This is a genomic window from Novosphingobium capsulatum NBRC 12533, assembly GCF_001598375.1.
GTDB classification, from domain to species: Bacteria; Pseudomonadota; Alphaproteobacteria; order Sphingomonadales; family Sphingomonadaceae; genus Novosphingobium; species Novosphingobium capsulatum.
On sequence record NZ_BCYV01000006.1, the window covers coordinates 200,944 to 221,361 of the forward strand.

General features: G+C 67.7%; 19 protein-coding genes and 2 pseudogenes. 15 read left to right on the forward strand and 6 right to left on the reverse strand.

What is annotated here, in order from left to right; genetic code table 11:
- Nucleotides 1-45: 45 nt before the first annotated feature.
- The 7 genes and pseudogenes from hisS (at nucleotide 46) to metK (ending at nucleotide 8,096) form a co-directional block, all read left to right on the forward strand.
- Complete coding sequence (hisS, locus tag SCA01S_RS04600; RefSeq protein WP_062783372.1) at nucleotides 46-1,308, forward strand: histidine--tRNA ligase; 1,263 nt, start codon at nucleotides 46-48, stop codon at nucleotides 1,306-1,308.
- On the forward strand, nucleotides 1,308-2,378 hold the full coding sequence (gene prfA / locus SCA01S_RS04605; protein WP_062783375.1) for a peptide chain release factor 1: 1,071 nt from the start codon (nucleotides 1,308-1,310) through the stop codon (nucleotides 2,376-2,378). The genes hisS and prfA overlap by 1 nt, the downstream gene beginning before the upstream one ends.
- Nucleotides 2,371-2,844: pseudogene (locus SCA01S_RS23005) on the forward strand (endonuclease domain-containing protein); the annotation flags it as partial. The gene prfA and the pseudogene SCA01S_RS23005, both read left to right, overlap by 8 nt.
- 156 nt (nucleotides 2,845-3,000) lie before the next feature.
- A pseudogene (gene prmC / locus SCA01S_RS22510) lies at nucleotides 3,001-3,867 on the forward strand (peptide chain release factor N(5)-glutamine methyltransferase); the annotation flags it as partial.
- 200 nt (nucleotides 3,868-4,067) lie between these two features.
- A complete protein-coding gene (locus SCA01S_RS04615; protein WP_412103050.1) occupies nucleotides 4,068-5,072 on the forward strand; it encodes a DUF4167 domain-containing protein in 1,005 nt (334 codons plus the stop codon).
- 130 nt (nucleotides 5,073-5,202) lie between these two features.
- Nucleotides 5,203-6,837, forward strand: a complete 1,635-nt coding sequence (gene lnt, locus SCA01S_RS04620) for an apolipoprotein N-acyltransferase (protein ID WP_174544782.1) — start codon at nucleotides 5,203-5,205, stop codon at nucleotides 6,835-6,837.
- A 41-nt stretch (nucleotides 6,838-6,878) separates the two neighbouring features.
- On the forward strand, nucleotides 6,879-8,096 hold the full coding sequence (gene metK, locus SCA01S_RS04625; RefSeq protein ID WP_062783381.1) for a methionine adenosyltransferase: 1,218 nt from the start codon (nucleotides 6,879-6,881) through the stop codon (nucleotides 8,094-8,096).
- A gap of 30 nt (nucleotides 8,097-8,126) precedes the next feature.
- On the opposite strand, the gene SCA01S_RS04630 is transcribed toward metK, so the two are convergent.
- From SCA01S_RS04630 to SCA01S_RS04650, 5 genes are all read right to left on the reverse strand, one after another.
- Complete coding sequence (locus tag SCA01S_RS04630) at nucleotides 8,127-9,707, reverse strand: hypothetical protein (RefSeq protein WP_062783384.1); 1,581 nt, start codon at nucleotides 9,705-9,707, stop codon at nucleotides 8,127-8,129.
- Between the two features lie 114 nt (nucleotides 9,708-9,821).
- Nucleotides 9,822-10,697, reverse strand: a complete 876-nt coding sequence (locus SCA01S_RS04635; RefSeq protein ID WP_281191300.1) for an HpcH/HpaI aldolase/citrate lyase family protein — start codon at nucleotides 10,695-10,697, stop codon at nucleotides 9,822-9,824.
- Between the two features lie 4 nt (nucleotides 10,698-10,701).
- Nucleotides 10,702-11,988 (reverse strand): MFS transporter, encoded by a 1,287-nt coding sequence (locus SCA01S_RS04640; protein WP_062783387.1) that lies wholly within the window; start codon nucleotides 11,986-11,988, stop codon nucleotides 10,702-10,704.
- Entirely contained in the window at nucleotides 11,985-12,446 is a 462-nt protein-coding gene (locus tag SCA01S_RS04645; protein WP_245652440.1) for a DUF2141 domain-containing protein, read from the reverse strand. Before SCA01S_RS04645 ends, SCA01S_RS04640 begins: the two co-directional genes overlap by 4 nt.
- Nucleotides 12,443-13,186 carry a sterol desaturase family protein gene (locus tag SCA01S_RS04650; protein WP_022676216.1) on the reverse strand — a complete coding sequence of 248 codons (744 nt, stop codon included), beginning with the start codon at nucleotides 13,184-13,186 and terminating at the stop codon, nucleotides 12,443-12,445. The genes SCA01S_RS04645 and SCA01S_RS04650 overlap by 4 nt, the downstream gene beginning before the upstream one ends.
- Before the next feature lie 215 nt (nucleotides 13,187-13,401).
- Here SCA01S_RS04650 and SCA01S_RS04655 point away from each other — a divergent pair, with 215 nt between their 5' ends.
- The 8 genes from SCA01S_RS04655 to SCA01S_RS04690 are packed head-to-tail and all read left to right on the forward strand — an operon-like array spanning nucleotide 13,402 to nucleotide 19,313.
- Nucleotides 13,402-13,899, forward strand: coding sequence for an RrF2 family transcriptional regulator (locus SCA01S_RS04655; protein WP_054131720.1), 498 nt, complete (start codon nucleotides 13,402-13,404; stop codon nucleotides 13,897-13,899).
- Entirely contained in the window at nucleotides 13,896-15,389 is a 1,494-nt protein-coding gene (sufB, locus tag SCA01S_RS04660) for a Fe-S cluster assembly protein SufB (RefSeq protein WP_022676729.1), read from the forward strand. Before SCA01S_RS04655 ends, sufB begins: the two co-directional genes overlap by 4 nt.
- The gene (locus SCA01S_RS04665) at nucleotides 15,386-15,778 is read left to right on the forward strand and encodes a hypothetical protein (protein ID WP_022676728.1); all 393 of its coding nucleotides are present in this window, start codon (nucleotides 15,386-15,388) and stop codon (nucleotides 15,776-15,778) included. Before sufB ends, SCA01S_RS04665 begins: the two co-directional genes overlap by 4 nt.
- A complete protein-coding gene (gene sufC, locus SCA01S_RS04670; protein WP_062783390.1) occupies nucleotides 15,762-16,502 on the forward strand; it encodes a Fe-S cluster assembly ATPase SufC in 741 nt (246 codons plus the stop codon). The genes SCA01S_RS04665 and sufC overlap by 17 nt, the downstream gene beginning before the upstream one ends.
- A complete protein-coding gene (locus tag SCA01S_RS04675; protein WP_062783393.1) occupies nucleotides 16,499-17,236 on the forward strand; it encodes a SufD family Fe-S cluster assembly protein in 738 nt (245 codons plus the stop codon). The genes sufC and SCA01S_RS04675 overlap by 4 nt, the downstream gene beginning before the upstream one ends.
- Nucleotides 17,233-18,453, forward strand: a complete 1,221-nt coding sequence (locus SCA01S_RS04680) for a cysteine desulfurase (RefSeq protein ID WP_062783396.1) — start codon at nucleotides 17,233-17,235, stop codon at nucleotides 18,451-18,453. The genes SCA01S_RS04675 and SCA01S_RS04680 overlap by 4 nt, the downstream gene beginning before the upstream one ends.
- Complete coding sequence (locus SCA01S_RS04685; protein ID WP_022676725.1) at nucleotides 18,450-18,947, forward strand: SUF system Fe-S cluster assembly protein; 498 nt, start codon at nucleotides 18,450-18,452, stop codon at nucleotides 18,945-18,947. The genes SCA01S_RS04680 and SCA01S_RS04685 overlap by 4 nt, the downstream gene beginning before the upstream one ends.
- Before the next feature lie 3 nt (nucleotides 18,948-18,950).
- Entirely contained in the window at nucleotides 18,951-19,313 is a 363-nt protein-coding gene (locus SCA01S_RS04690; RefSeq protein WP_062783399.1) for a HesB/IscA family protein, read from the forward strand.
- Between the two features lie 21 nt (nucleotides 19,314-19,334).
- On the opposite strand, the gene queG is transcribed toward SCA01S_RS04690, so the two are convergent.
- Nucleotides 19,335-20,384 (reverse strand): tRNA epoxyqueuosine(34) reductase QueG, encoded by a 1,050-nt coding sequence (gene queG, locus SCA01S_RS04695; protein ID WP_412103049.1) that lies wholly within the window; start codon nucleotides 20,382-20,384, stop codon nucleotides 19,335-19,337.
- Nucleotides 20,385-20,418 lie beyond the last annotated feature (34 nt).

Below are 20,418 nucleotides of genomic sequence, written 5' to 3' on the forward strand. Positions count from 1 at the left end.
ACGGATGCTTCCCCCACCGCGCGAAAGCCGCTATCCGCGCGCGCCATGAGCAAGCAAACCATTCCGACACCCAAGGCTATTCGTGGCACCCAGGACATTTTCGGGCTTGAGGCCGAGGCCTTTGGCCATGTCGTGGAAACGTTCGAGCGCGTGCGCAAGCTCTATCGCTTTCGCCGGGTGGAAATGCCGGTCTTCGAAAAGACCACGGTGTTCTCGCGCTCGCTGGGCGAAACCACCGACGTGGTATCGAAGGAAATGTATTCGTTCGAGGATCGCGGCGGCGAATCGCTGACGCTGCGGCCCGAATTCACCGCCGGCCTCGCCCGCGCCTATCTCACCAATGGCTGGCAGCAGCACGCCCCGCTCAAGATCGCGACGCACGGGGCCCTGTTCCGCTATGAGCGCCCGCAAAAGGGCCGCTATCGCCAGTTTCACCAGATCGATGCCGAAGTGATCGGCGCGGCCGAACCGCAGGCCGACGTGGAACTGCTGGTCATGGCCGATCAGTTGCTGCGCGAACTGGGCATTGCCGATGGCGTGACGCTCAACCTCAATACCCTGGGCGATGCGCCGAGCCGCGAAGCCTGGCGTGAGGCCCTGATCCGTTATTTCCGGCGTTATGAAGCAGATCTTTCCGACGAATCGAAGGAGCGGCTTGAGAAAAACCCGCTCCGGATTCTCGATTCCAAGGACCCGCGCGACAAGGCACTTACTCAGACTGCGCCCCAGATTGACGAATATCTTACTGATGAGGCGCAGGATTTCTTTGGCAAGGTGACGGCCGGCCTCGATGCCGCCGGCGTTGCTTGGGTGCGCGCGCCGGCGCTGGTGCGCGGGCTGGATTACTATCGCCACACCGCGTTCGAATTCATCACCGACCGGCTGGGCGCGCAGGGCACCGTGCTGGGCGGCGGGCGCTATGACGGCCTGCTCGAAGCGCTGGGTGGCCCGGCCACCCCGGCCGTGGGCTGGGCCGCGGGGATCGAACGCCTGGCCATGCTGGTGGCCGATGCGCGCACCATCACCGAGCCGGCCGCCGACGTGGCGATCGTGCCGATGGGCGCTGCGGCCGAGGCCGCCTGCCTGGGCCTGGCGGCCACGCTGCGGCGCGGCGGCCTGACGGTGGACATGGGCTATCGCGGCAACATGAAGAAGCGGATGAGCCGCGCCAACGAAAGCGGCGCGCGCTTTGCCCTGATCGTGGGGGACGAGGAACTGGCGGCGGGCGAAGCCACGGTCAAGAACCTGGCCACCGGCACGCAGGAACGCATGGCGCTGCACGCGATTCCGGCGCACATCGCCGCCTGATGGCCGTTTCCGACGCACGTCTGGGCCAGATCGGCGCGCGCTTTGCCGAACTGGAAGCGCGCCTGGCTTCGGGCACGCTGGAAGGGGAGGCATTCGTGGCCGCCAGCCGCGACTATGCCGAGCTGGAGCCGGTCGCCCGCGCGGCCCGCGCGGTGCAGGTGATGCGCGACGAGCTGGCCAGCCTGGCCGCGCTCAACGAACCCGATGCCGAGATGCGCGCCCTGGCCGAAGAGGAAATGCAGCAGCTGCGCGGCGCCTTGCCCGAGGCCGAACGCGCACTGGCCATCGCCATGCTGCCACGCGATTCGGCCGACGTGCGCCCGGCCATGCTGGAAATCCGCGCCGGCACCGGTGGCGATGAAGCCGCGCTGTTCGCCGCAGACCTGTTCCGCATGTACGAACGCTTTGCCGCCGAACAGGGCTGGAAGGTGGAAGTGATCAGCGCCAACGCCAGCGAGCTGGGCGGCTTCAAGGAAGTGATCGCCCATGTCGCCGGCCAAGGCGTGTTCGCGCGGCTGAAGTTCGAAAGCGGGGTGCACCGCGTGCAGCGCGTGCCCGTGACGGAAAGCGGCGGCCGTATCCACACCAGCGCCGCCACCGTGGCGGTACTGCCCGAGGCCGACGAAGTGGACGTGGCGATCGAGGACAAGGACCTCAAGATCGACATCTACCGCGCCAGCGGCGCCGGTGGCCAGCACGTCAACACCACGGATTCGGCTGTGCGCATCACTCACCTGCCCACTGGCTTGGTGGTGACCCAGCAGGACGAGCGCAGCCAGCACAAGAACCGTGCCAAGGCGATTCAGGTGCTGCGCACGCGGCTGTATGACTTGCGCCGCGAACAGGCCCAGGGCGCCGAGGCCGAGGCCCGCCGCGCCCTGGTCGGCTCGGGCGACCGCTCGGAACGCATCCGCACCTACAACTTCCCACAAGGCCGGGTGACCGACCACCGCATCAACCTGACGCTCCACCGCCTGCCCGAAGTGCTGGCCGGGCCGGGGCTGGGCGAACTGATCGACGCGCTGACCGCCGAAGACCAGGCCAAGCGTCTGGCCGCGATGGATGACTGAGAAGCGCGGTTCAGGCCGCCACCACCCCCCGACCCCCTCCTCTGAAGAGGAGGGGGAGCATAAGGCCGCAAAAGCCCCCTCTAACCCAGCGGGGCAAGGCGCGGTCAAATCTCCCCCTCCTCTTCAGAGGAGGGGGTCGGGGGGTGGTGAAAACCACACGCAAACCCTGCGCCAATACGCTCGCACCATGCGCCGCGTGCCGACCGAGCCCGAGCGCCGCCTGTGGCAGGCGCTGCGGGCCAGTCAACTGGGTGGCCTCAAGTTCCGCCGTCAGGCTGCGGTGGAGCGGCGCATCCTTGATTTCCTGTGCCCGGCCAAGGGTCTGGCGATCGAGATCGATGGCATCACCCACGATGCCAAGGCAGACGAACGTCGCGATGCCACGCTGCTGCGCGAGCATGGGCTGACCACGCTGCGTTTCACCAATGACGAGGTGATGCGCAATCTGGAGGGGGTTTTGACGCGCATCGTCGAGGTGGCAGCGGGGTTGCCTGATCGCTGGCCTGGGCTCTCGGCCTCGCACCACCCCCCGACCCCCTCCTCTGAAGAGGAGGGGGAGAACAACGACAAAGCCCCATCCTCTTTAGAGGAGGGGGTCGGGGGTGGTGGAAACCACGCGCAAACCGTCCGCCAGGCGCTCTTCCAGGCGGCGCAGATGCTCGCCCCCACCAGCGATACCGCGCGGCTCGATGCCGAGGTCTTGATGGCTCATGCGCTGGGCTGCACGCGCACCGATGTGCTGCTGCGCCACATGGACGCGCCGGTGCCGGGCGGATTTGCCCGGCTGGTGGCGCGCCGGCAGGGGCACGAGCCGGTGGCCTATATCGTCGGCAGCCAGGAGTTCTATGGGCTGGACCTGGCGGTCAGCCCGGCGGTGCTGATCCCGCGCGGGGATAGCGAGACGCTGATCGAGGTGGCGCGGCAGGCCTTGGCCGGGCGGCCGCCAGCGCGCATTCTCGATCTGGGCACTGGTTCGGGCGCACTGCTGCTGGCGGCACTGTCGATCTGGCCGCAGGCAATGGGCACCGGCATTGAACGGTCTGATGCGGCGCGGGTCGTGGCGGCGGGCAATGCCTTGCGCCTGGGCCTGGATGCGCGGGCGCGCATGCAGCCGGGCGATTGGACCAAGCCCAACTGGGCCGCCGCGCTGGGGCGGTTCGATCTGATCCTGGCCAACCCGCCCTATGTGGAAAGCGATGCCGCGCTCGATCCTGGCGTGCGCGATTTCGAGCCGGCCAGCGCGCTGTTTGCCGGGGCAGACGGCATGGCCGATTATGCCGTGCTGGTGCCGCAACTGCCTGATCTTCTGGCCCCTGGCGGCCTGGCCGTGGTGGAGATCGGCTGGCGGCAGGGGGCGGCCGTGGCGGCCCTCGCGCACGACCATGGCATGGCGGCGCGCGTCCATCCCGATCTTGCCGGGCGTGACAGGGCTGTGGAAATGACGCTTTGCCACAATATTTCGCTTGGCAAGCCGACCAGCGATCACTAATTGTCCCATCAGGCAGGGCGACGGATGAAGGCTTCCCGTCCCGGCCAACTCCACCATTTGCGCCCGCATCGGCCTCTCACCAGGGGCTTTCGGCTGGCAGATGCTGGGAATCTGCGCACCCGCGCGTTGCGGGCGCGTGGCGGAGGGTTGCGCGGCGACAGGATCGGCAAAAGCTACCGACAGCCGCCCCAAACAAGGACGTGCCTGAGTTGAACAACAATCGTGGGAACAACCGCCGGCGCGGCCGCGGTAACAATCGTCCGCAAGGTGGCGGCCAGCAGCTCAATCGCATCGACAGCCGCGCGCGGGGCAATGCCCCCCAGCTGCTCGAAAAGTATCGCAAGATGGCGCAGGATGCCCACCTCAACGGGGATCGTGTCCAGGCCGAATACTATCTGCAATTTGCCGACCATTATTTCCGCGTGATTGCCGATACCCGGCTGCGCCAGGAAGAAGCCCGCCAGCGCCACAGCGGCAATGGCGAGCGCTGGAGCGAGGGCGAGCCCGAAGACGACGGCATGGACTTCTCGATCGAAGGGGATTTCCCCGCGTTCGATCGTCCCTATGTCCGCCGCGAGGAACGCGAAGTGCGCACCGCCGATCGTCAGGATCGGCCCGAACGCCAAGATCGTCAGGATCGCCAGGAGCGGCCCGAACGGTCTGAACGCCAGGATCGCCCGGAACGCCAGGAGCGGGCAGACCGCACCGAACGCCAGGGTGAAACCGGCAACGATCGCGGTTCCGACCGTGGCGCTGATCGCGCTTCGGACCGCTCGGGCAGCCGTCGCCGCTTTGAAGATCGCCGCCCCTCGGCCGCTGTTGCCAACGCCGCTGATACCGATCAGCCCGTGCCGCTCGAAGGCGTGCGCGCCGATGAAGGCGAGCCGGTCACCGATGTGAGCGACAACCCGTTCATCCGCGAAAGCCGCAGCCCGCGTGGGCCGCGCCAGCAGCGCACCGAACGCCGCCCGCGCCGCAGCGCGGTGGCCTCTGAAGGGCTCGACCCGGCCAGCCTGCCGCCCGCGATCGGCGTGCGCAGCGAGCCGGCCGCCGAAGCCCCGGCGCCCGCGCCCGCTCCGGCCGTCACTCCGGCTCCTGCCCCTGCGGCCGAGCCGGCGAGCGACGCTTCGGCCGAAGCCGCACCGGCGCCCAAGCGCCGTGGCCGCCCGCGCAAGAACCCCTTGCCGGAAAGCGCCGAAGGCTGAACCCTTTGGCCAATCCAGGCCTGGTAATATGACAAAGGCGCCCGCACTCCGGGCGCCTTTTTCGTTGCGGCGCACGCCCTGGCGCAACCGCGCTTGCCCTTGCTGGGCCGCCGCCGCATAGAACCGGGCAATGAAGGCTTGGCTCCGTTCCCGTTTCGCCGCGCTGGTTGCGCTGGGCGATGATCGTTTGTCCCGCCGCAGCGAAGCGGCCGTGCTTGTCATGGCCGGCGGCCTGGGGGCGCTGGGCTTCGCCCCGCTCAACTGGTGGCCGCTGACGCTGCTGGCGCTGGCCGTGCTGGCGGCGCGGATGCAGCGCGCGCGAGGTCCCGTCCATGCCCTGCTGGTGGGCGAGCTGTGGGGCTGGGGCCACTTTTCGGTGGGCAATGGCTGGATCGCCACGGCCTTTACCTATCAGGCGCAGATGCCGGCCTGGCTGGGCTGGATCGCGGTGCTGCTGCTGGCGGTCTATCTTGCGCTGTTTCCTGCCGTGGCCACGCTGGCGGCATGGTGGCTGGGGCGGCGCTGGCGTCTGGCGCCGGTGCCGGCGCTGGCCGCGCTGTGGATCGTGACCGAATGGGCGCGGGGCTGGGTCTGCACCGGTTTCCCGTGGAACCCGCTGGCCGCCACGGCGCTGGGCGGGTTCGATCGGCCCGGCCTGGCGCGCGTGCTGCCGTGGCTAGGCACTTATGCACTGTCGGGCCTGGTCGTGCTGCTTGCCGGGCAATGGCTGTTTGCCCTGCGCGCCGGGGCGCAGCGTCGCTGGGGCCTGGCGGCGGCTCACTTTGCGCTGCCGGCAGTATTGTTCCTGCTACCGCTGGGCGGGCAAACGGCCACGGGCAGCGTGCCGTTCACCCTGGTCCAGCCCAATATCGGCCAGGACGAGATCAACGACGCCAGCCGCTATGAGGAACAGTTCCAGCGCGCCGCCGCACTCAGCCTGCCGCGCCAGCCGGGGCAGCGGCGCCTGGTGCTGTGGCCTGAAAGCGGCGTGCCCGACTATCTGCAGGAAGGCTATCCCCGCGCCTGGTATGCCGGCACCACCTATGGCGGCGACCCACTGCTGGCGCGGGCGCGCATGGGCCGCGTGGTCGGGCCGGGCGCGCTGCTGCTGACCGGCGCGGTCGACCTGGTGTTTCCGCCCAATCCGGCCCCGGCCGCCATGCCGGTCGGCGCGTGGAACGTGGTGACCGCGATCGACAGCCAGGGCGTGATCCAGGGCCATTATGCCAAGGCGCACCTTGTGCCTTATGGCGAATACCTGCCGATGCGCGGACTGCTCACGCCGCTGGGCCTGTCGCGCCTGGTGGCGGGCGATTTCGATTACTGGTCGGGGCCAGGGCCGCGCACGCTGGATTTTTCGGCGCTGGGCCTGCCGCGCGTGGGCGTGCAGGTGTGCTATGAAATCATCTTTTCGGGCCAGGTGATCGACCGCGCCCACCGCCCGGATGTGCTGTTCAACCCGACCAACGATGGCTGGTTCGGCGCCTGGGGCCCGCCACAGCATCTGGCCCAGGCCCGGCTGCGCGCGATCGAGGAAGGGCTGCCGGTGCTGCGCTCCACCACCAACGGCATTTCGGCGGTGATCGATGCCCGTGGCGGCGTACGCGCCTTTGCCCCGCAGCACGTGGCGAGCCGCATCGAAGGGCTGGTGCCACCCGCGCTGCCCCCTACGCCGTTTGCGCGAATGGGCAACATATTGCCGCTTTTGTGGGCTGCAGCGCTTCTTTTGGCCGCGCTGGTTGCCTCCCGCCGTCGCCCGCGCTAGAGGCGGCACATAAAGATTGCTTTATATCGGACCCTTTGCCCATGCGCAGCGATTACCTGTTCACTTCCGAAAGCGTCTCCGAAGGCCATCCCGACAAGGTGGCGGACCAGATCAGCGACGCCATCGTCGACCTGTTCCTGAGCAAGGATCCCGAGGCGCGCATTGCCTGCGAAACCTTGACGACGACCAATCTGGTGGTGCTGGCCGGCGAAATTCGCGGGCGCGGCATCATGGATGCCAAGGGCGAATGGGCGCCCGGCGTGCGCGAGGAAGTGGAAGCCGTGGTGCGTGCCACCGTGCGGCGCATCGGCTATGAGCAGGACGGTTTCCATTGGGAAAACTTCCGCTTTGAAAACAACCTTCATGCCCAGTCGGCGCACATTGCCCAGGGCGTGGATGCTGGCGAGAACAAGGACGAAGGCGCCGGCGACCAGGGCATCATGTTCGGCTTTGCCTGCGATGAGACGCCCGATCTCATGCCCGCGACGCTCGATTACAGCCACAAGATCCTGCAGCGCCTGGCCGCCGACCGCCATTCCGGCGCCGCGCCGTTCCTGGAGCCCGATGCCAAGAGCCAGGTGACCCTGCGCTTCAAGGACGGCAGCCCGGCGGCCTGCACCGCGATCGTCGTCTCCACCCAGCACAAGCCGGGCTATGACGAAGGCGCCAAGGATGCCGAACTGAAAGCCTGGGTGAAGCAGGCCGTGGCCGCGGTGATCCCGGCAGAGCTGCTGTCGGACCAGACCGTCTATCACATCAACCCCACCGGCAGCTTTGAAATCGGTGGCCCCGATGGCGACGCTGGCCTGACCGGGCGCAAGATCATCGTCGATACCTATGGCGGCGCAGCGCCACACGGCGGCGGCGCGTTTTCGGGCAAGGACCCGACCAAGGTTGACCGTTCGGCCGCCTATGTCACGCGCTATATCGCCAAGAACATCGTGGCGGCGGGCCTGGCCAAGCGCTGCACGATCCAGGTGGCCTATGCCATCGGCGTGTCGCAGCCGCTGTCGCTCTATGTCGATACGCACGGCACCGGCACGGTGGACGATGCCACGCTGGAACGCGCGGTGGAACTCGTCGCCAAGCAGCGCCTGGGCGGGTTGACGCCGCGCGGCATTCGCGTCGGTCTGTCGCTCAACAAGCCGATCTATGGCGTGACGGCGGCCTATGGCCACTTTGGCCGCACGCCCGAAGGTGACCTGTTCCCCTGGGAACGCACCGACCTGGTGGATGATCTCAAGGCCGCACTGGCCTGACGCTCAAGCCCGCCGTCAGTTCGATAGCCGTCAGTTCATCAGGCGGCGGGCAGCACGCTCCAGCAGCGGTTCATCGTCCAGCACTTCGCCCAGCACGGCCAGCGTGCCGTCGGGCATGCGCCGCACCATCACCAGCGAAAATTCGCGGCCGTCGGCAGGAATGTCGGCCAGGCTGCGTGCCGGCAGGGTGCGCAGGGAGGCCTCGAGCGCGGCGCGCGGATCGCTGCGCGCCTGGCCTTCCTCGCTGCGGCGCAGGCGGCGCTCGGCCGCGACCACGCCCTTGAGGCCCCCCGGCGTATTGGCCAGGAATCTGGCCAGTTCCCCGCGTGACAGGCCCAGGCGATGGGCATGGGCCAGGGCCGTGGCATATTCGGTCAGCCGCGTTTTGTCGTACTGCGCGCCGAACACCAGCTTGACCACCGGGATCAGCGGCGCGCGCGCCTGCATCGTCAGCCCGGCATCGGCCACCAGCGCGGCCAGATCATCGGGTTCCGCCTCTGCCGCCAGGGCAAAGTCCCAGGCGCGGCCGATCGCGGCATAGAGCGCGTGACGGGTGCGGTCCTCGCTACCCAGGGCTAGGTCAGCCATGGCGCGGGCGCTGGCCAGCCAATCGGCCAGGCTGTCGGGCTCGGGCTGGTCCAGCCCTTCGGCAAAGGCGGCCGTTGGAAACGCGTCTTGCGCAAAGGGATCGAGCGGGGCCAGATCGAGCGCGGGCAGGATTTCCAGCGCCACTTCGCCGAGATCGAGTTCATCGGCGTCTGCCCCGGCGTCTGCCCCGGCGTCTTGCGGGGCCAGGTTGCGCGGATCGCGCGGACGCACCGGGCCATCGGCCCACTGGCCCAGCGAATCGGCCAGGCTGCCCCAAGGCTCGCCCGGTTCGGCACCGCTCGGCGCGGGATCGGCAAAGGCGGGCAGCGGCAGATCGGGGCGGGCGTGCGTGGCGGCACTGTCTGCGCCATCGCCCCCGCGCAGAGCGGTCACCGCCTTGCGGCGCGGTTTCTTTTCGCTCAGCACCAGGCCGATTTCGGCCATCAGCTCGTTGGTGGTCGCCTGGTCGGCCAGTTCCTTCCAGTTGATCACGCCAAAGATGTAGTCGAGCGTGTCACCGCTGGACGAGAACGGCAGCAGGATGCCGCGATAGAGGATCGTGCGCCCGCGCTGGTTGGCAAATTCCGCCTCGAAGCCGATCGGCGCCTCGTTGGCCACGATCTGCATGTAGTGATCGGTGATGCGCGACAGGATCGAGCGGCCCGGCACCTGGCTCAACCGCGCCAGTGGGCCTTCGCCCGCGCAATCGGCCAGCAATGCCTCGCCGACATAGGCGATGGCGGGATCATCGAGCCCGGCGTCGAACTGCAGCAGCACCGCATGATCGGCAAAGTCAGGCCATTGCCCGGCCAGCAGCGGGCCGACCAGCGGCAGGCGGCTGTCGCCCAGCATCCCGGCCCAAAAGTTGTAGGCGCGCACCTGCATGCGCCGCTCGTCCGCGCCCATCAGCGGCGGCAGCGGCTGATCGACCAGATCGCCGTCGAGCAGGTCATCGTCGGGATCGCTGCCGGCAAACAGGCCCAAGGGGCCGGGTTCGTCGGCAAATCCGCGCATGCTGTCCATTACCAAGCCCTTCGTCACGCTCCTTGCCCCAGTCTGGCGCAACATGGTGAAGAAGCGATTAAGTTGCGCCGATGGATTTCCGGGTGTTGGGAAGGTGTTGCCGGCGTTGCTGGCCTAACCGCGCGCGGCAATGGCGCGGGCCTTGGCCAGCAGCCGCTCGGCCATGTCACGGTGCAGCAGTTCGGCCATCTTGCCGTTGACGCGCAGCGCACCCTGGCCGGCATTGGCGGGATCGGCAAAGGCCGCGACGATCGCTTCTGCCTCGGCCAGTTCGGCTTCGCCCGGCGCGAACACGCGGTTGGCCACGGGCAGTTGCGCGGGATGGATCAGGGTCTTGCCGTCAAAGCCAAAGGCGCGTGCCTGGGTGCATTCGGCCTCAAGCAGGGCAAGATCGTCGATCGCGTTGCACACCCCGTCGAGCACGATCAGGCCGTTGGCGCGGGCAGCCAGCACGGCCTGCGCCATGAGCGGCACGAACGCGGCGCGGCCCGGCGCCTGGGCCATGCCGGTGTCCTTGGCCAGATCGTTGAGGCCCAGCACCAGGCCAGCCAGGCGCGTGGTGGCGGCGCAATCGGCGATCCGTTCCAGCGCCAGGACCGCGCGCGGGGTTTCGATCATCACCCACAGCCGCACCTCGTTGGCAAAGCCGGCGCGGTCCATCGCGGCCGACAGCGTCACGATATCGGCCGCGTCTGCCACCTTGGGTGCCAGCACGGCCTCAAGCGGCGCGGCGGCGAGGGCCGCCAGATCATCGTGCCCCCATGGGCCATCGAGCCCGTTGCACCGCGCGATCAGGCGGCGATGGCCAAAGCCGCCCGCCTGCGCCTCGGCCACCAGGGCGACACGAGCCTGCGCCTTGTGATCGGGCGCGACTGCGTCTTCCAGATCGAGCACGACCGCATCGCAATCGAGGCTGCGCGCCTTGGCAAGGGCACGGGCATTGCTGGCGGGCATGTAGAGCGCAGAACGCAAGGGGCGGGGATCGGTCACGGCATCAACCTTTGCGAGGGGCGGCGCCACGCGGCGCGGGTTCCTTGACGGTATCGACACGGCCTTCCTCGCGCGCGGGCATCGGCACGAACAGGCGCAGCACGAGATTGCCGACCAGCCAGAGCGCGGCGGCATGGAGTGCGAAGGTCAGGCCACGCTGATCGGCGACCCAGCCCCAGACCCACGCGCCGACCGCCATCGAGCCGAACGTGATCGCCTGGTAGAGCGACAGACAGCGCCCCAGGATGGCCTCGGGCGAGCGCAACTGCATGGCGACGTTCAGGCTGGTCAGCGCCGCGACCCAGCCCGATCCGCCGACAAAGCCGGCGACCATGGCGATTGGCAGGCTGTGGGCCTGGGCCAGCAGGAGCAGCGCGCCGATGAAGCCGACCGTCGCGCCGGTGATGATCACTTCTGCGCCAAAGCGGCGGCGCGCCTTGGTGATCCACAGCGCATTGACGATCGACCCCACGCCGAACGATCCGAGAATCAGGCCATAGTCCAGCTCGGTCCCGGCCAGGGTATCGTGCGCCACAGCGGGGATCAGCGCCTGGAATGCGCTGGCACCCATGCCGAACATCGCCCCACGCAATAGCACCTTGCGGATCGGGACGGAGCCGGCGCAGAACACCAGGCCCACCTTGATCGATTGCAGCATGGGCTGGCGCTGCGGCGCGCGCGCCTCTGGCCGCCAGCGCGCCAGCACCACCAGCATGCCGACATAGCTGATCGCATTGGCGGCAAAGGCCGCGCTCACGCTCAGGATCGAGATCAGCACCCCGCCCAGCGCCGGGCCGACGCTGCGCGCTAGATTGTTGGACATGGAATTGAGCGCGATCGCTTGGGGCAGATCGGCCTTGCCCACCTGCAACCGCACCGAAGCCTGCCAGGCCGGCTGGTTGATCGCGGTGCCCATGCCGACCATCAGGGTGAGCAGCAGCAGCGACAGCGGCCCCAGCGCGCCGCGATAGCCCAGCACCGCCAGCACGGCGGAAACCACCAGCATGGCGGTCTGTGCCCAGATCATCACGCGGCGGCGGTCAAAGTTGTCGGCAATCGCCCCGGCGAACAGGCCCAGCAGCAGGATCGGCAGGCTGGACGATGACTGCACCAGGGCGATCAGCACATGGCTGCGCGTCAACTCGGTCATCAGCCAGGCGGCCGCGGCCGACTGGATCATCGATCCCAGGTTGGAGACCAGGTTGGCCGTCCAGATCGCGCGAAACGCGGGATAGCGAAACGGCGCCAGCGCGCCACCGGGTTGAGGTTGGGAAGCGGCGCCCTGGGTCAAAGCAGATAGCGCATGCGGATCGACGTGGTCATCTGCGCTTCGCCCAAGGTAAAGGCGGCGGCAGAAAAGCGCGGCGGGCCAAACCGGATCGGCGCATCGCGCGAAAAGCCAAAGCCTTCGCGCGGCATCATGAACATCTTGTCGAGCCGGCCATTGGCGTTTTCATCGTGGAACAGCGCCACGGCATAGCGGCCGGGCAGCACGTGCTGGAACGCGATCATGTCGTTTCCGGCGGCGGGCACGGTCTGGTGCAGCGCCTGCGGATCCTTTTCGCAATCGGGAAAGGTGCCCGGATCGGCGGTGAGGCAGGCCTGGATCAGCCCCTTGTGCGAGCGCAGGCCGACCACATCGACCAGCACCGTGGTGCGATCGGGCAGCACGGCGCCGCCCTGGCTGAGCGCGAGTGCGCCCAGCACCAGGCCGCGTGTCGCGGCCCGGCGAATCGCCTGTGCCTTCACCGAACTTTCCTTTCCTGCCAGCCGGCCAGGCCGGCGTCCGTGCCGCAAAGGCGATCCCATACGCGAAAATAGAGGCCGTAGTTGCACCGATACCGCTCGTGATGCTGATGATGATGGCTGGCCGTTATCAGCCACTTCCCTGCCCGGGAATGAACCAGCCCGGCCGGAAAGATCTCCCAGCCCATGTGGTTGGTCACGCCCATCACCGTCATCACCACCAGAACGCAGGCGAGCACCCCGGCCTGGATCGGCACCACGAAGACCAGCGCGGGAATAAACAGGCCGACCACGGCCGCCTCGATCGGGTGGAAATTCATCGCTGCCCAGGCCGTGGGCGGGCGGCTGGCATGGTGGATGGCATGCACGCTGCGAAACACGCGTGGCCGGTGCATCCAGCGGTGCGTCCAATAGAACCAGGTATCGTGGGCAAACAGATAGACCAGCAGCGACACCGGCATCCACCACAGCGGATAGGCGTGGGGATCGGCATAGATGCGGGTCCACCCGTGCTGCTGCCAGCCCCAGGCGATGATTCCGGCAGGCACGCCATAGATCGCCGCAGAGGCCAGGCTCCAGCCGATCTCGCGGCGGATCTGCGCCTCGAGCCCGGCATAATGGCCAGGCAGGCGCCGCTGGGTAAGCCAGGCAAACAGCCCGCTGGCCGCCACATAGCGCACCGCGACGATCGCGGTCATGGCGAGCGCCGACAGCAGCAGCGCGGCAAGCGTTGGACTGGTCATGCTTTTCCCGATCGGCGCACGATGCGCCTGGCTGCCCCTATGCCAAGCCGGGCCGGCGCTGCCCAGCCCGATTTTCGCCCATGCAGCATAGACAAGGTGCCCTTGCCAGCGCGGGGCGGCGCGCCTAGATAACCGGAGCGATTCGGTCTGATTTGCGCACGCCTGTCGAAACGGCGGAATCGGGCCGACCCCACCCACGGTTGCGAGCAGGTGCGATGCGATTGTCGAGCATGGCTGACTATGCCGTTGTCATGATGTGCGCTGCCGCGCGCCATTGCGGCTGCCACGCGGCCGATCGCCCCCTGCTCTCGGCCCAGCAGCTCGCTGCCGAAACCGGCTTGCCCGCGCCCACCGTGCAGAAGCTGGTCAGCAAGATGTCGGCAGCCGGCCTGCTCAAGTCGGTGCGGGGCGCGCGCGGCGGGCTCAAGCTGGCGCGCCCGGCCGCGGCGATCAGCCTGGCCGATGTGATCGAGGCGGTCGAAGGGCCGATTGCCATGGCCGCGTGCAGCGGGCATGGGCGCGGCGATTGCACGCTGGAAGGCGCCTGCATGGTGCGCCCGCACTGGCCGGCGGTGGATGCCGCACTGCGCGCCGCGCTTTCGAGTGTGTCGCTGGTGCAGCTTGCCCGCCCGGCCCAAACCGGCCATCTGGCCACCCCTGCGGCGGCCATGATGCCTGCCGCATCCCCCATTCCTGCCGAGTTGCCCGCATGACCGAAGAAACCCTGAACGACACGCCGGTTAAGGACCAGGCCGCGCGCGACGCGGCCGCCCGCGTGGCGGAATACGAGCACGGCTGGGCTTCGGACATCGAGCAGGAATATGGCCCCAAGGGCCTGTCGGAAGACACCGTGCGCTTCATCTCGGCCAAGAAGGACGAGCCGGAGTGGATGCTGGAATGGCGGCTCAAGGCCTATCGCCACTGGCTGACCATGCCGATGCCCGACTGGGCCAAGCTGAACATTCCGCCGATCGATTACCAGGACGCCTATTACTGGGCCGCGCCCAAGAAGAAGGACGGCCCCAAGTCCCTGGACGAGGTCGATCCCGAAATCCTGCGGGTCTATGAAAAGCTGGGCATCCCGCTGGCCGAGCAGGAAGTGCTCGCCGGCGTGGAAGGCGCGCGCAAGATCGCCGTGGACGCGGTGTTCGACAGCGTCTCGGTGGCGACCACGTTCCGCAAGGAGCTGGAAGCGGCCGGCGTCATCTTCCGCTCGATCAGCGAGGCGATCCGCGAGTTTCCCGATCTGGTGCGCCGCTGGCTGGGCAAGGTCGTGCCGATGCACGACAACTATTTTGCGGCCTTGAACTGCGCGGTCTTTTCCGATGGCACTTTCGTCTACATTCCCGAAGGCGTGCGCTGCCCGATGGAGCTGTCGACCTATTTCCGCATCAATGCGGAAAATACCGGCCAGTTCGAACGCACCCTGATCGTGGCCGACAAGGGCGCCTATGTCTCGTACCTGGAAGGCTGCACCGCGCCGCAGCGTGACGAGAACCAGCTGCATGCCGCAGTGGTCGAACTCGTCGCGCTCGACGATGCCGAGATCAAGTATTCCACGGTGCAGAACTGGTATCCCGGCGACGCGCAAGGCAAGGGCGGCATCTACAACTTCGTGACTAAGCGCGCGCTGTGCCAGGGCGCCCGGTCCAAGGTGTCGTGGACCCAGGTGGAAACCGGCTCGGCCGTCACGTGGAAGTATCCCAGCTGCGTGCTGAACGGTGAGGATTCGGTCGGCGAATTCTATTCCGTCGCCGTCACCAACAACTACCAGCAGGCCGATACCGGCACCAAGATGATCCACAACGGCAAGCGCAGCCGCTCGACCATCGTGTCCAAGGGGATCAGCGCGGGCAAGTCCAACAACACCTATCGCGGGTTGGTGCGCGTGGCGCCGCAGGCCGAGGGCGTGCGCAACTTCACCCAGTGCGACAGCCTGCTGCTGGGGGCGGAATGCGGCGCCCATACCGTGCCCTATATCGAGGTGAAGAACCCTTCGGCGACGATCGAGCACGAGGCGACGACCAGCAAGATCAGCGATGACCAGCTGTTCTACGCGATGCAGCGCGGGCTGGACCAGGAACAGGCCGTGGCACTGATCGTCAACGGCTTTGCCAAGGAAGTCCTGCAGCAGCTGCCGATGGAATTTGCCGTGGAAGCGCAAAAGCTTCTGGGCATCAGCCTGGAAGGCAGCGTGGGATGAGCGCGCTTTTGATCATGGCGCTGGCCACGGTCACCGCGCCCGACAGCGCCCCGGCGCTGGCAGCGGTGCAGAAGTGCGACAAGCAGGCCATGCGCGCCATGGCCACGGGCGAGCCGCACCGCCGCACCGAATTTGCCGCCGCCGTCTATGCCGAGCAGCGCGCGATCGCGCAGGAACGCGCCGCGCTGCTCGATGCGCAGATCGCTGGCACGCCCAGCCCCAGCGGCGCGGCCACGGCGGCCACTGCCCTTGGCCAGATCGACGCCCGGCAGAAGGAGCTGGACGACGTGAAAGCCATCGAAAAATCGTGGCGCGACCTGTTCGACGAGGTTCGCGCCGACTTCCTAGCCAATTGCTCGAGCGGAAAACGCAATGCTGACGATAAGTGACCTCTCCAACGAAATCGCCGGCAAGGCCATTCTCAAGGGGCTTTCGCTCACCATCAAGGCGGGCGAGATCCACGCGATCATGGGCCCCAATGGTGCGGGCAAATCAACGCTGGCCTATACCCTGGGCGGCCGCCCCGGCTATGACGTGACCGGCGGCAGCGTGGATTTCGATGGCCAGGATCTGCTCGCCATGGACCCGCATGAGCGTGCCGCGGCCGGGTTGTTCCTGGGCTTCCAGTATCCGGTGGAAATCCCCGGCGTGTCCAACGTGCAGTTCCTGCGCGAAGCGCTCAATGCGCAGCGCAAGCAGCGTGGGGAAGAGCCGCTCTCGGGCGGCGCTTTCCTCAAGCTGGCGCGCGAAAAGGCCGACCTGCTGCGCATGGACATGGACATGCTCAAGCGCCCGGTGAACGTGGGCTTTTCCGGCGGCGAGAAGAAGCGCGCCGAGATGGTCCAGATGGGCATTCTCGATCCCAAGCTGGCGATCCTGGATGAAACCGATTCGGGCCTGGACATCGATGCGCTGCGCATCTGCGGCGAAGGCATCAACGCGATCATGCGCAAGCCCGACAAGGCCGTACTGCTGATCACGCACTACCAGCGCCTGCTCGACTATGTGAAGCCCGATTTCGTCCACGTCCTGGCCGGCGGTCGCATCGTCCGCTCGGGTGGGGCCGAACTCGCGCTGGAACTGGAACAGCACGGTTACGAGGCGGTGGCGTGACCACGGCCACGCTTGTGCCAACCCGGGCGGACGAGGCGTTCCGCTATGCCGATCTGGCCGCGCTGGCCACGCTGTGGCCGCTGCCGACGCAGGCGGTGGACGTGGCGGCAGGTGAAAGCGGCAGCCTGTCGGTGGTCCTGGCCGGCCACGCGCCCGAGGCGCGCGATCTGGTGATCACCCTGGGCGAAGGCGCGCAATACGATCTGCGCCTGCTCAATGCCGGCAGCGCCTATGGCCGCATCGCGGTGAAAGTGCGTCTGGCCAAGGGCGCACGGTTCCACCTGGGCGCGGCGCAGCTGGGCGGCGGCAACCAGACGGTCGAAATCGTCACCGAGGTAGTCCACGCCGAGCCTGACGCCGTGTCGAGCCAGGTGGTCCGCTCCGTTCTGGCGGGCCACGCGACCGGCACCTATCTCGGCCGCGTGGTGGTTGATCGCGGCGCGGTGGGCACCGATGGCGAACAGTCGATCCGCGCCATGCTGCTTGATCGCACCGCCACGGCCAATGCCCGGCCCGAACTGGAAATCTATGCCGACGACGTGAAGTGCGCGCATGGCTGCGCCGTGGGCGAACTGGATGCGCAGGGCCTGTTCTACCTGCAATCGCGCGGCTTGCCGCCGGCAGAGGCCAAGAAGCTGATGCTGCAGGCCTTCATCGCCGAAGCCTTTGTCGATGCGCCCGAGGAAGACGTGCTGACGCAGGCCGCACTCGCCGCGCTGGGAGGGTTGCTATGACCACGCTTGCCGCCACCACGCTGACGCAGGCGTCCGATTGGCCGGGCCTCGCCAATCCTGACGGCACGCGCTGGCACTATCTCGATACCGGCGCCACCGCGCAAAAGCCGCAGGTGGTGATCGATGCGGTAACCCGCGCCATCGGCGTGGACTATGCCACGGTGCATCGCGGGGTCTATACCCGCTCGGCCGAGATGACGCTGGGCTTTGAAGCGGCGCGGCGCAAGGTGGCGGGCCTGCTCGGCGCGCACGAGGGCGAGATCGTGTTCACGCGCGGCGCGACCGAGGCGATCAACCTGGTGGCGCAGACCTGGGGCCTCGCTAATCTCAAGGCCGGGGACCGCGTGCTGCTCTCGATGCTGGAGCACCATTCCAACATCGTGCCCTGGCAATTGCTGGCGCAGCGCACTGGCGTTGCCATCGACGTCTGCCCGCTGACCGCCGATGGCCAGATCGATCTTGACGCGGCCGAACGCATGCTGACCGGCGCGCACAAGCTGGTGGCGCTGGGCCATGTGTCCAACGTGCTGGGCAGCGTGCTCGATGTGCCACGCGCCGTGGCGCTGGCCCATGGCGTAGGCGCGAATATCCTGATCGATGGCTGCCAGGCAGTGCCGCGCCTGACCGTGGACGTGAAGGCGCTCGACGTCGATTTCTACGTCTTTTCCGGGCACAAGCTCTATGGGCCGACCGGCATCGGCGCGCTCTATGCCAAGGCCGAGCTGCTCGATGCCATGCCGCCGTGGCAGGGCGGCGGGGCGATGATCGATCGCGTGTCGTTTGCCGGCACTACCTTTGCCCCCGCGCCGCAGCGGTTCGAGGCGGGCACGCCTGCCATCGTCGAGGCGATTGGCCTGGGCGTGGCGGTGGATTTCGTCCAGGGACTGGGGCTTGCTGCCATCCATGCCCACGAAACCGCGCTGGTGCGCACCGCGCGCGAGGCGCTGCGCGAATTCAATGCCGTGCGCCTGTTCGGCCCGGATGATGCCGCCGGGATCGTCAGTTTCGTGATCGAGGGGGTGCATCCGCACGACCTTGGCACCATATTGGACGAAGAAGGCGTGGCAATCCGCGCCGGCCACCACTGCGCCCAGCCGCTGATGGAGCATCTGGGCGTGCCGGCCACGGCCCGCGCCAGCTTTGGCGTCTATAACGATGAAAGCGATGTCGCAGCGCTCGTGCGCGGCATTGCGCGAACCTTGAGGATCTTCGGATGAGCGCCGATACCCCCCGCTTCACGGTCGAGGAAGTCGATGCGGTGAACCCGCCGCGCCGGGCCCATGTGGACGATATTCCCGAGCCGGCGCCCGAAGCTGCCCCGGTTGAAACGGCCGGCGAGCGCAAGCGCGACTATCTGTCGGGCTTCCTGGCGGAAAAGCCGCAAGGGGTGAACCCTGGCGAGCCGGGCGGCGAGATCTACGAAGGCGTAGTTGCCGCGCTGCGCGACATCTTCGACCCGGAAATCCCGGTCAATATCTATGACCTGGGGCTGATCTATGGCGTCGACGTGGCCGAAGACGGGCACGTGGCGGTGACCATGACGCTGACCACGCCGCATTGCCCGGTGGCCGAATCGATGCCCGGCGAAGTGGAACTGCGCGTGAGCGCGGTGCCCGGCGTGCGCGACGCCGAAGTGAACCTGGTGTGGGACCCGCCGTGGGACCCGCAGAAGATGAGCGATGATGCCAAGCTCGAACTCGGGATGCTCTAAGCCATGACCGATGCCCCCACCCGCACCCGCCAGCGCCCTGCGGCGGTCAATCTGACCCCGTCTGCCCATGCGCGCATCGCCACCTTGATGGCCAGCGCGCCGGCCGACGCCATTGGCGTCAAGCTGTCCACCCCGCGCCGGGGCTGTTCGGGCCTCGCCTATTCGGTGGACTATGTGAACGCCGCCAACCCGATGGACGAGCGCATCGATACGCCCGGCGGCACCTTGTTCATCGATGGCGCTTCGGTGCTCTACCTGATCGGCAGCACGATGGATTGGGTCGAAGACGATTTCCAGGCCGGCTTCGTCTTTGCCAATCCCAACGCCAAGGGCACCTGCGGCTGCGGCGAAAGCTTCACGATCTGATCTAATCTAATCTAATCTAATCTAAGTCAGCCGCGCGAGGGCCCAGCGCGCGGCATCGGCCACGGCCGGATCGGGATCGTCCAATAGCGCGCGCACCGGCGCCATCAGTGCCGGATCGCCGCTGTTGCCCGCGGCATAGAGACAGTTGCGCACCATGCGATCGCGCCCGATCCGCTTGATCGGGGAGCCGGCAAAGACCTGGCGGAACGTGGCGTCATCCAGCGCCAGCAGTTCCGCGAGGCGCGGCGCCACCAGTTCGGCGCGGGGCAGGAACGCGCGGTTGTCGGCCGCGGCCTGGGCAAAGCGGTTCCACGGGCACACCGCCAGGCAATCATCACAGCCATAGATGCGGTTGCCCAGCGCGGCGCGATAGCGTTCGTCCACCGGCCCCTTGTGTTCGATGGTGAGATAGGAAATGCAGGCCCGCGCATCGAGCTGATAGGGCGCGGGAAAGGCCCCGGTGGGGCAGGCATCCTGGCAGGCGGTGCAACTGCCGCAGCGATCGGCGTGGGGTGCATCGGGCGTGAGGCGCAGCGTGGTATAGATCGCGCCCAGGAATAGCCATGAGCCGTGGCGGCGGCTGACCAGGTTGGTGTGCTTGCCCTGCCAGCCCAGCCCGGCGGCCTGGCCAAGCGGCTTTTCCATGACCGGCGCGGTATCGACGAAGACCTTCACCTCGGCACCCGGCTCGGTCGCCACCAGCCAGCGGGCCAGCGCCTTGAGTGCGCGCTTGATCACGTCGTGATAATCCACGCCCTGGGCATAGACGGAAATCCGGCCGCGATCGGGCACATCGGCCAGGGCCAGCGGATCGTGCGCGGGAGCATAGCTCATGCCCAGGGCGATCACGCTCTGCGCCTGCGGCCACAGCGATTGCGGCCCCTGGCGCTGTTCCTTGCGGGTCTCCATCCATTCCATGCTGCCATGGCGCCCATCGGCCAGCCACTGGTGCAGGTGCGCGCTGCGCTGCGGATCGTCTGTGGCCGGGGCAATGCCGCAAGTGGCAAAGCCCAGGCGCAGCGCCTCTTCGCGCAGGCGTTGTTCCAGGGGGGCGGGCGGGGTTTTAACCAAGTCTTCCGTCTCTTGCGTTCATGGGGCTATGTGG

Coding starts and splice junctions, on each gene's coding strand:
- sufC (WP_062783390.1), top strand. CDS start 15,762: ATGCTGACGATAAGTGACCTCTCCAACGAAATCGCCGGCAAGGCCATT.
- SCA01S_RS04690 (WP_062783399.1), top strand. CDS start 18,951: ATGACCGATGCCCCCACCCGCACCCGCCAGCGCCCTGCGGCGGTCAAT.
- prfA (WP_062783375.1), top strand. CDS start 1,308: ATGGCCGTTTCCGACGCACGTCTGGGCCAGATCGGCGCGCGCTTTGCC.
- SCA01S_RS04680 (WP_062783396.1), top strand. CDS start 17,233: ATGACCACGCTTGCCGCCACCACGCTGACGCAGGCGTCCGATTGGCCG.
- SCA01S_RS04650 (WP_022676216.1), bottom strand. CDS start 13,186: ATGACCAGTCCAACGCTTGCCGCGCTGCTGCTGTCGGCGCTCGCCATG.
- SCA01S_RS04665 (WP_022676728.1), top strand. CDS start 15,386: ATGAGCGCGCTTTTGATCATGGCGCTGGCCACGGTCACCGCGCCCGAC.
- SCA01S_RS04655 (WP_054131720.1), top strand. CDS start 13,402: ATGCGATTGTCGAGCATGGCTGACTATGCCGTTGTCATGATGTGCGCT.
- lnt (WP_174544782.1), top strand. CDS start 5,203: ATGAAGGCTTGGCTCCGTTCCCGTTTCGCCGCGCTGGTTGCGCTGGGC.
- metK (WP_062783381.1), top strand. CDS start 6,879: ATGCGCAGCGATTACCTGTTCACTTCCGAAAGCGTCTCCGAAGGCCAT.
- SCA01S_RS04630 (WP_062783384.1), bottom strand. CDS start 9,707: ATGGACAGCATGCGCGGATTTGCCGACGAACCCGGCCCCTTGGGCCTG.
- SCA01S_RS04685 (WP_022676725.1), top strand. CDS start 18,450: ATGAGCGCCGATACCCCCCGCTTCACGGTCGAGGAAGTCGATGCGGTG.
- hisS (WP_062783372.1), top strand. CDS start 46: ATGAGCAAGCAAACCATTCCGACACCCAAGGCTATTCGTGGCACCCAG.
- sufB (WP_022676729.1), top strand. CDS start 13,896: ATGACCGAAGAAACCCTGAACGACACGCCGGTTAAGGACCAGGCCGCG.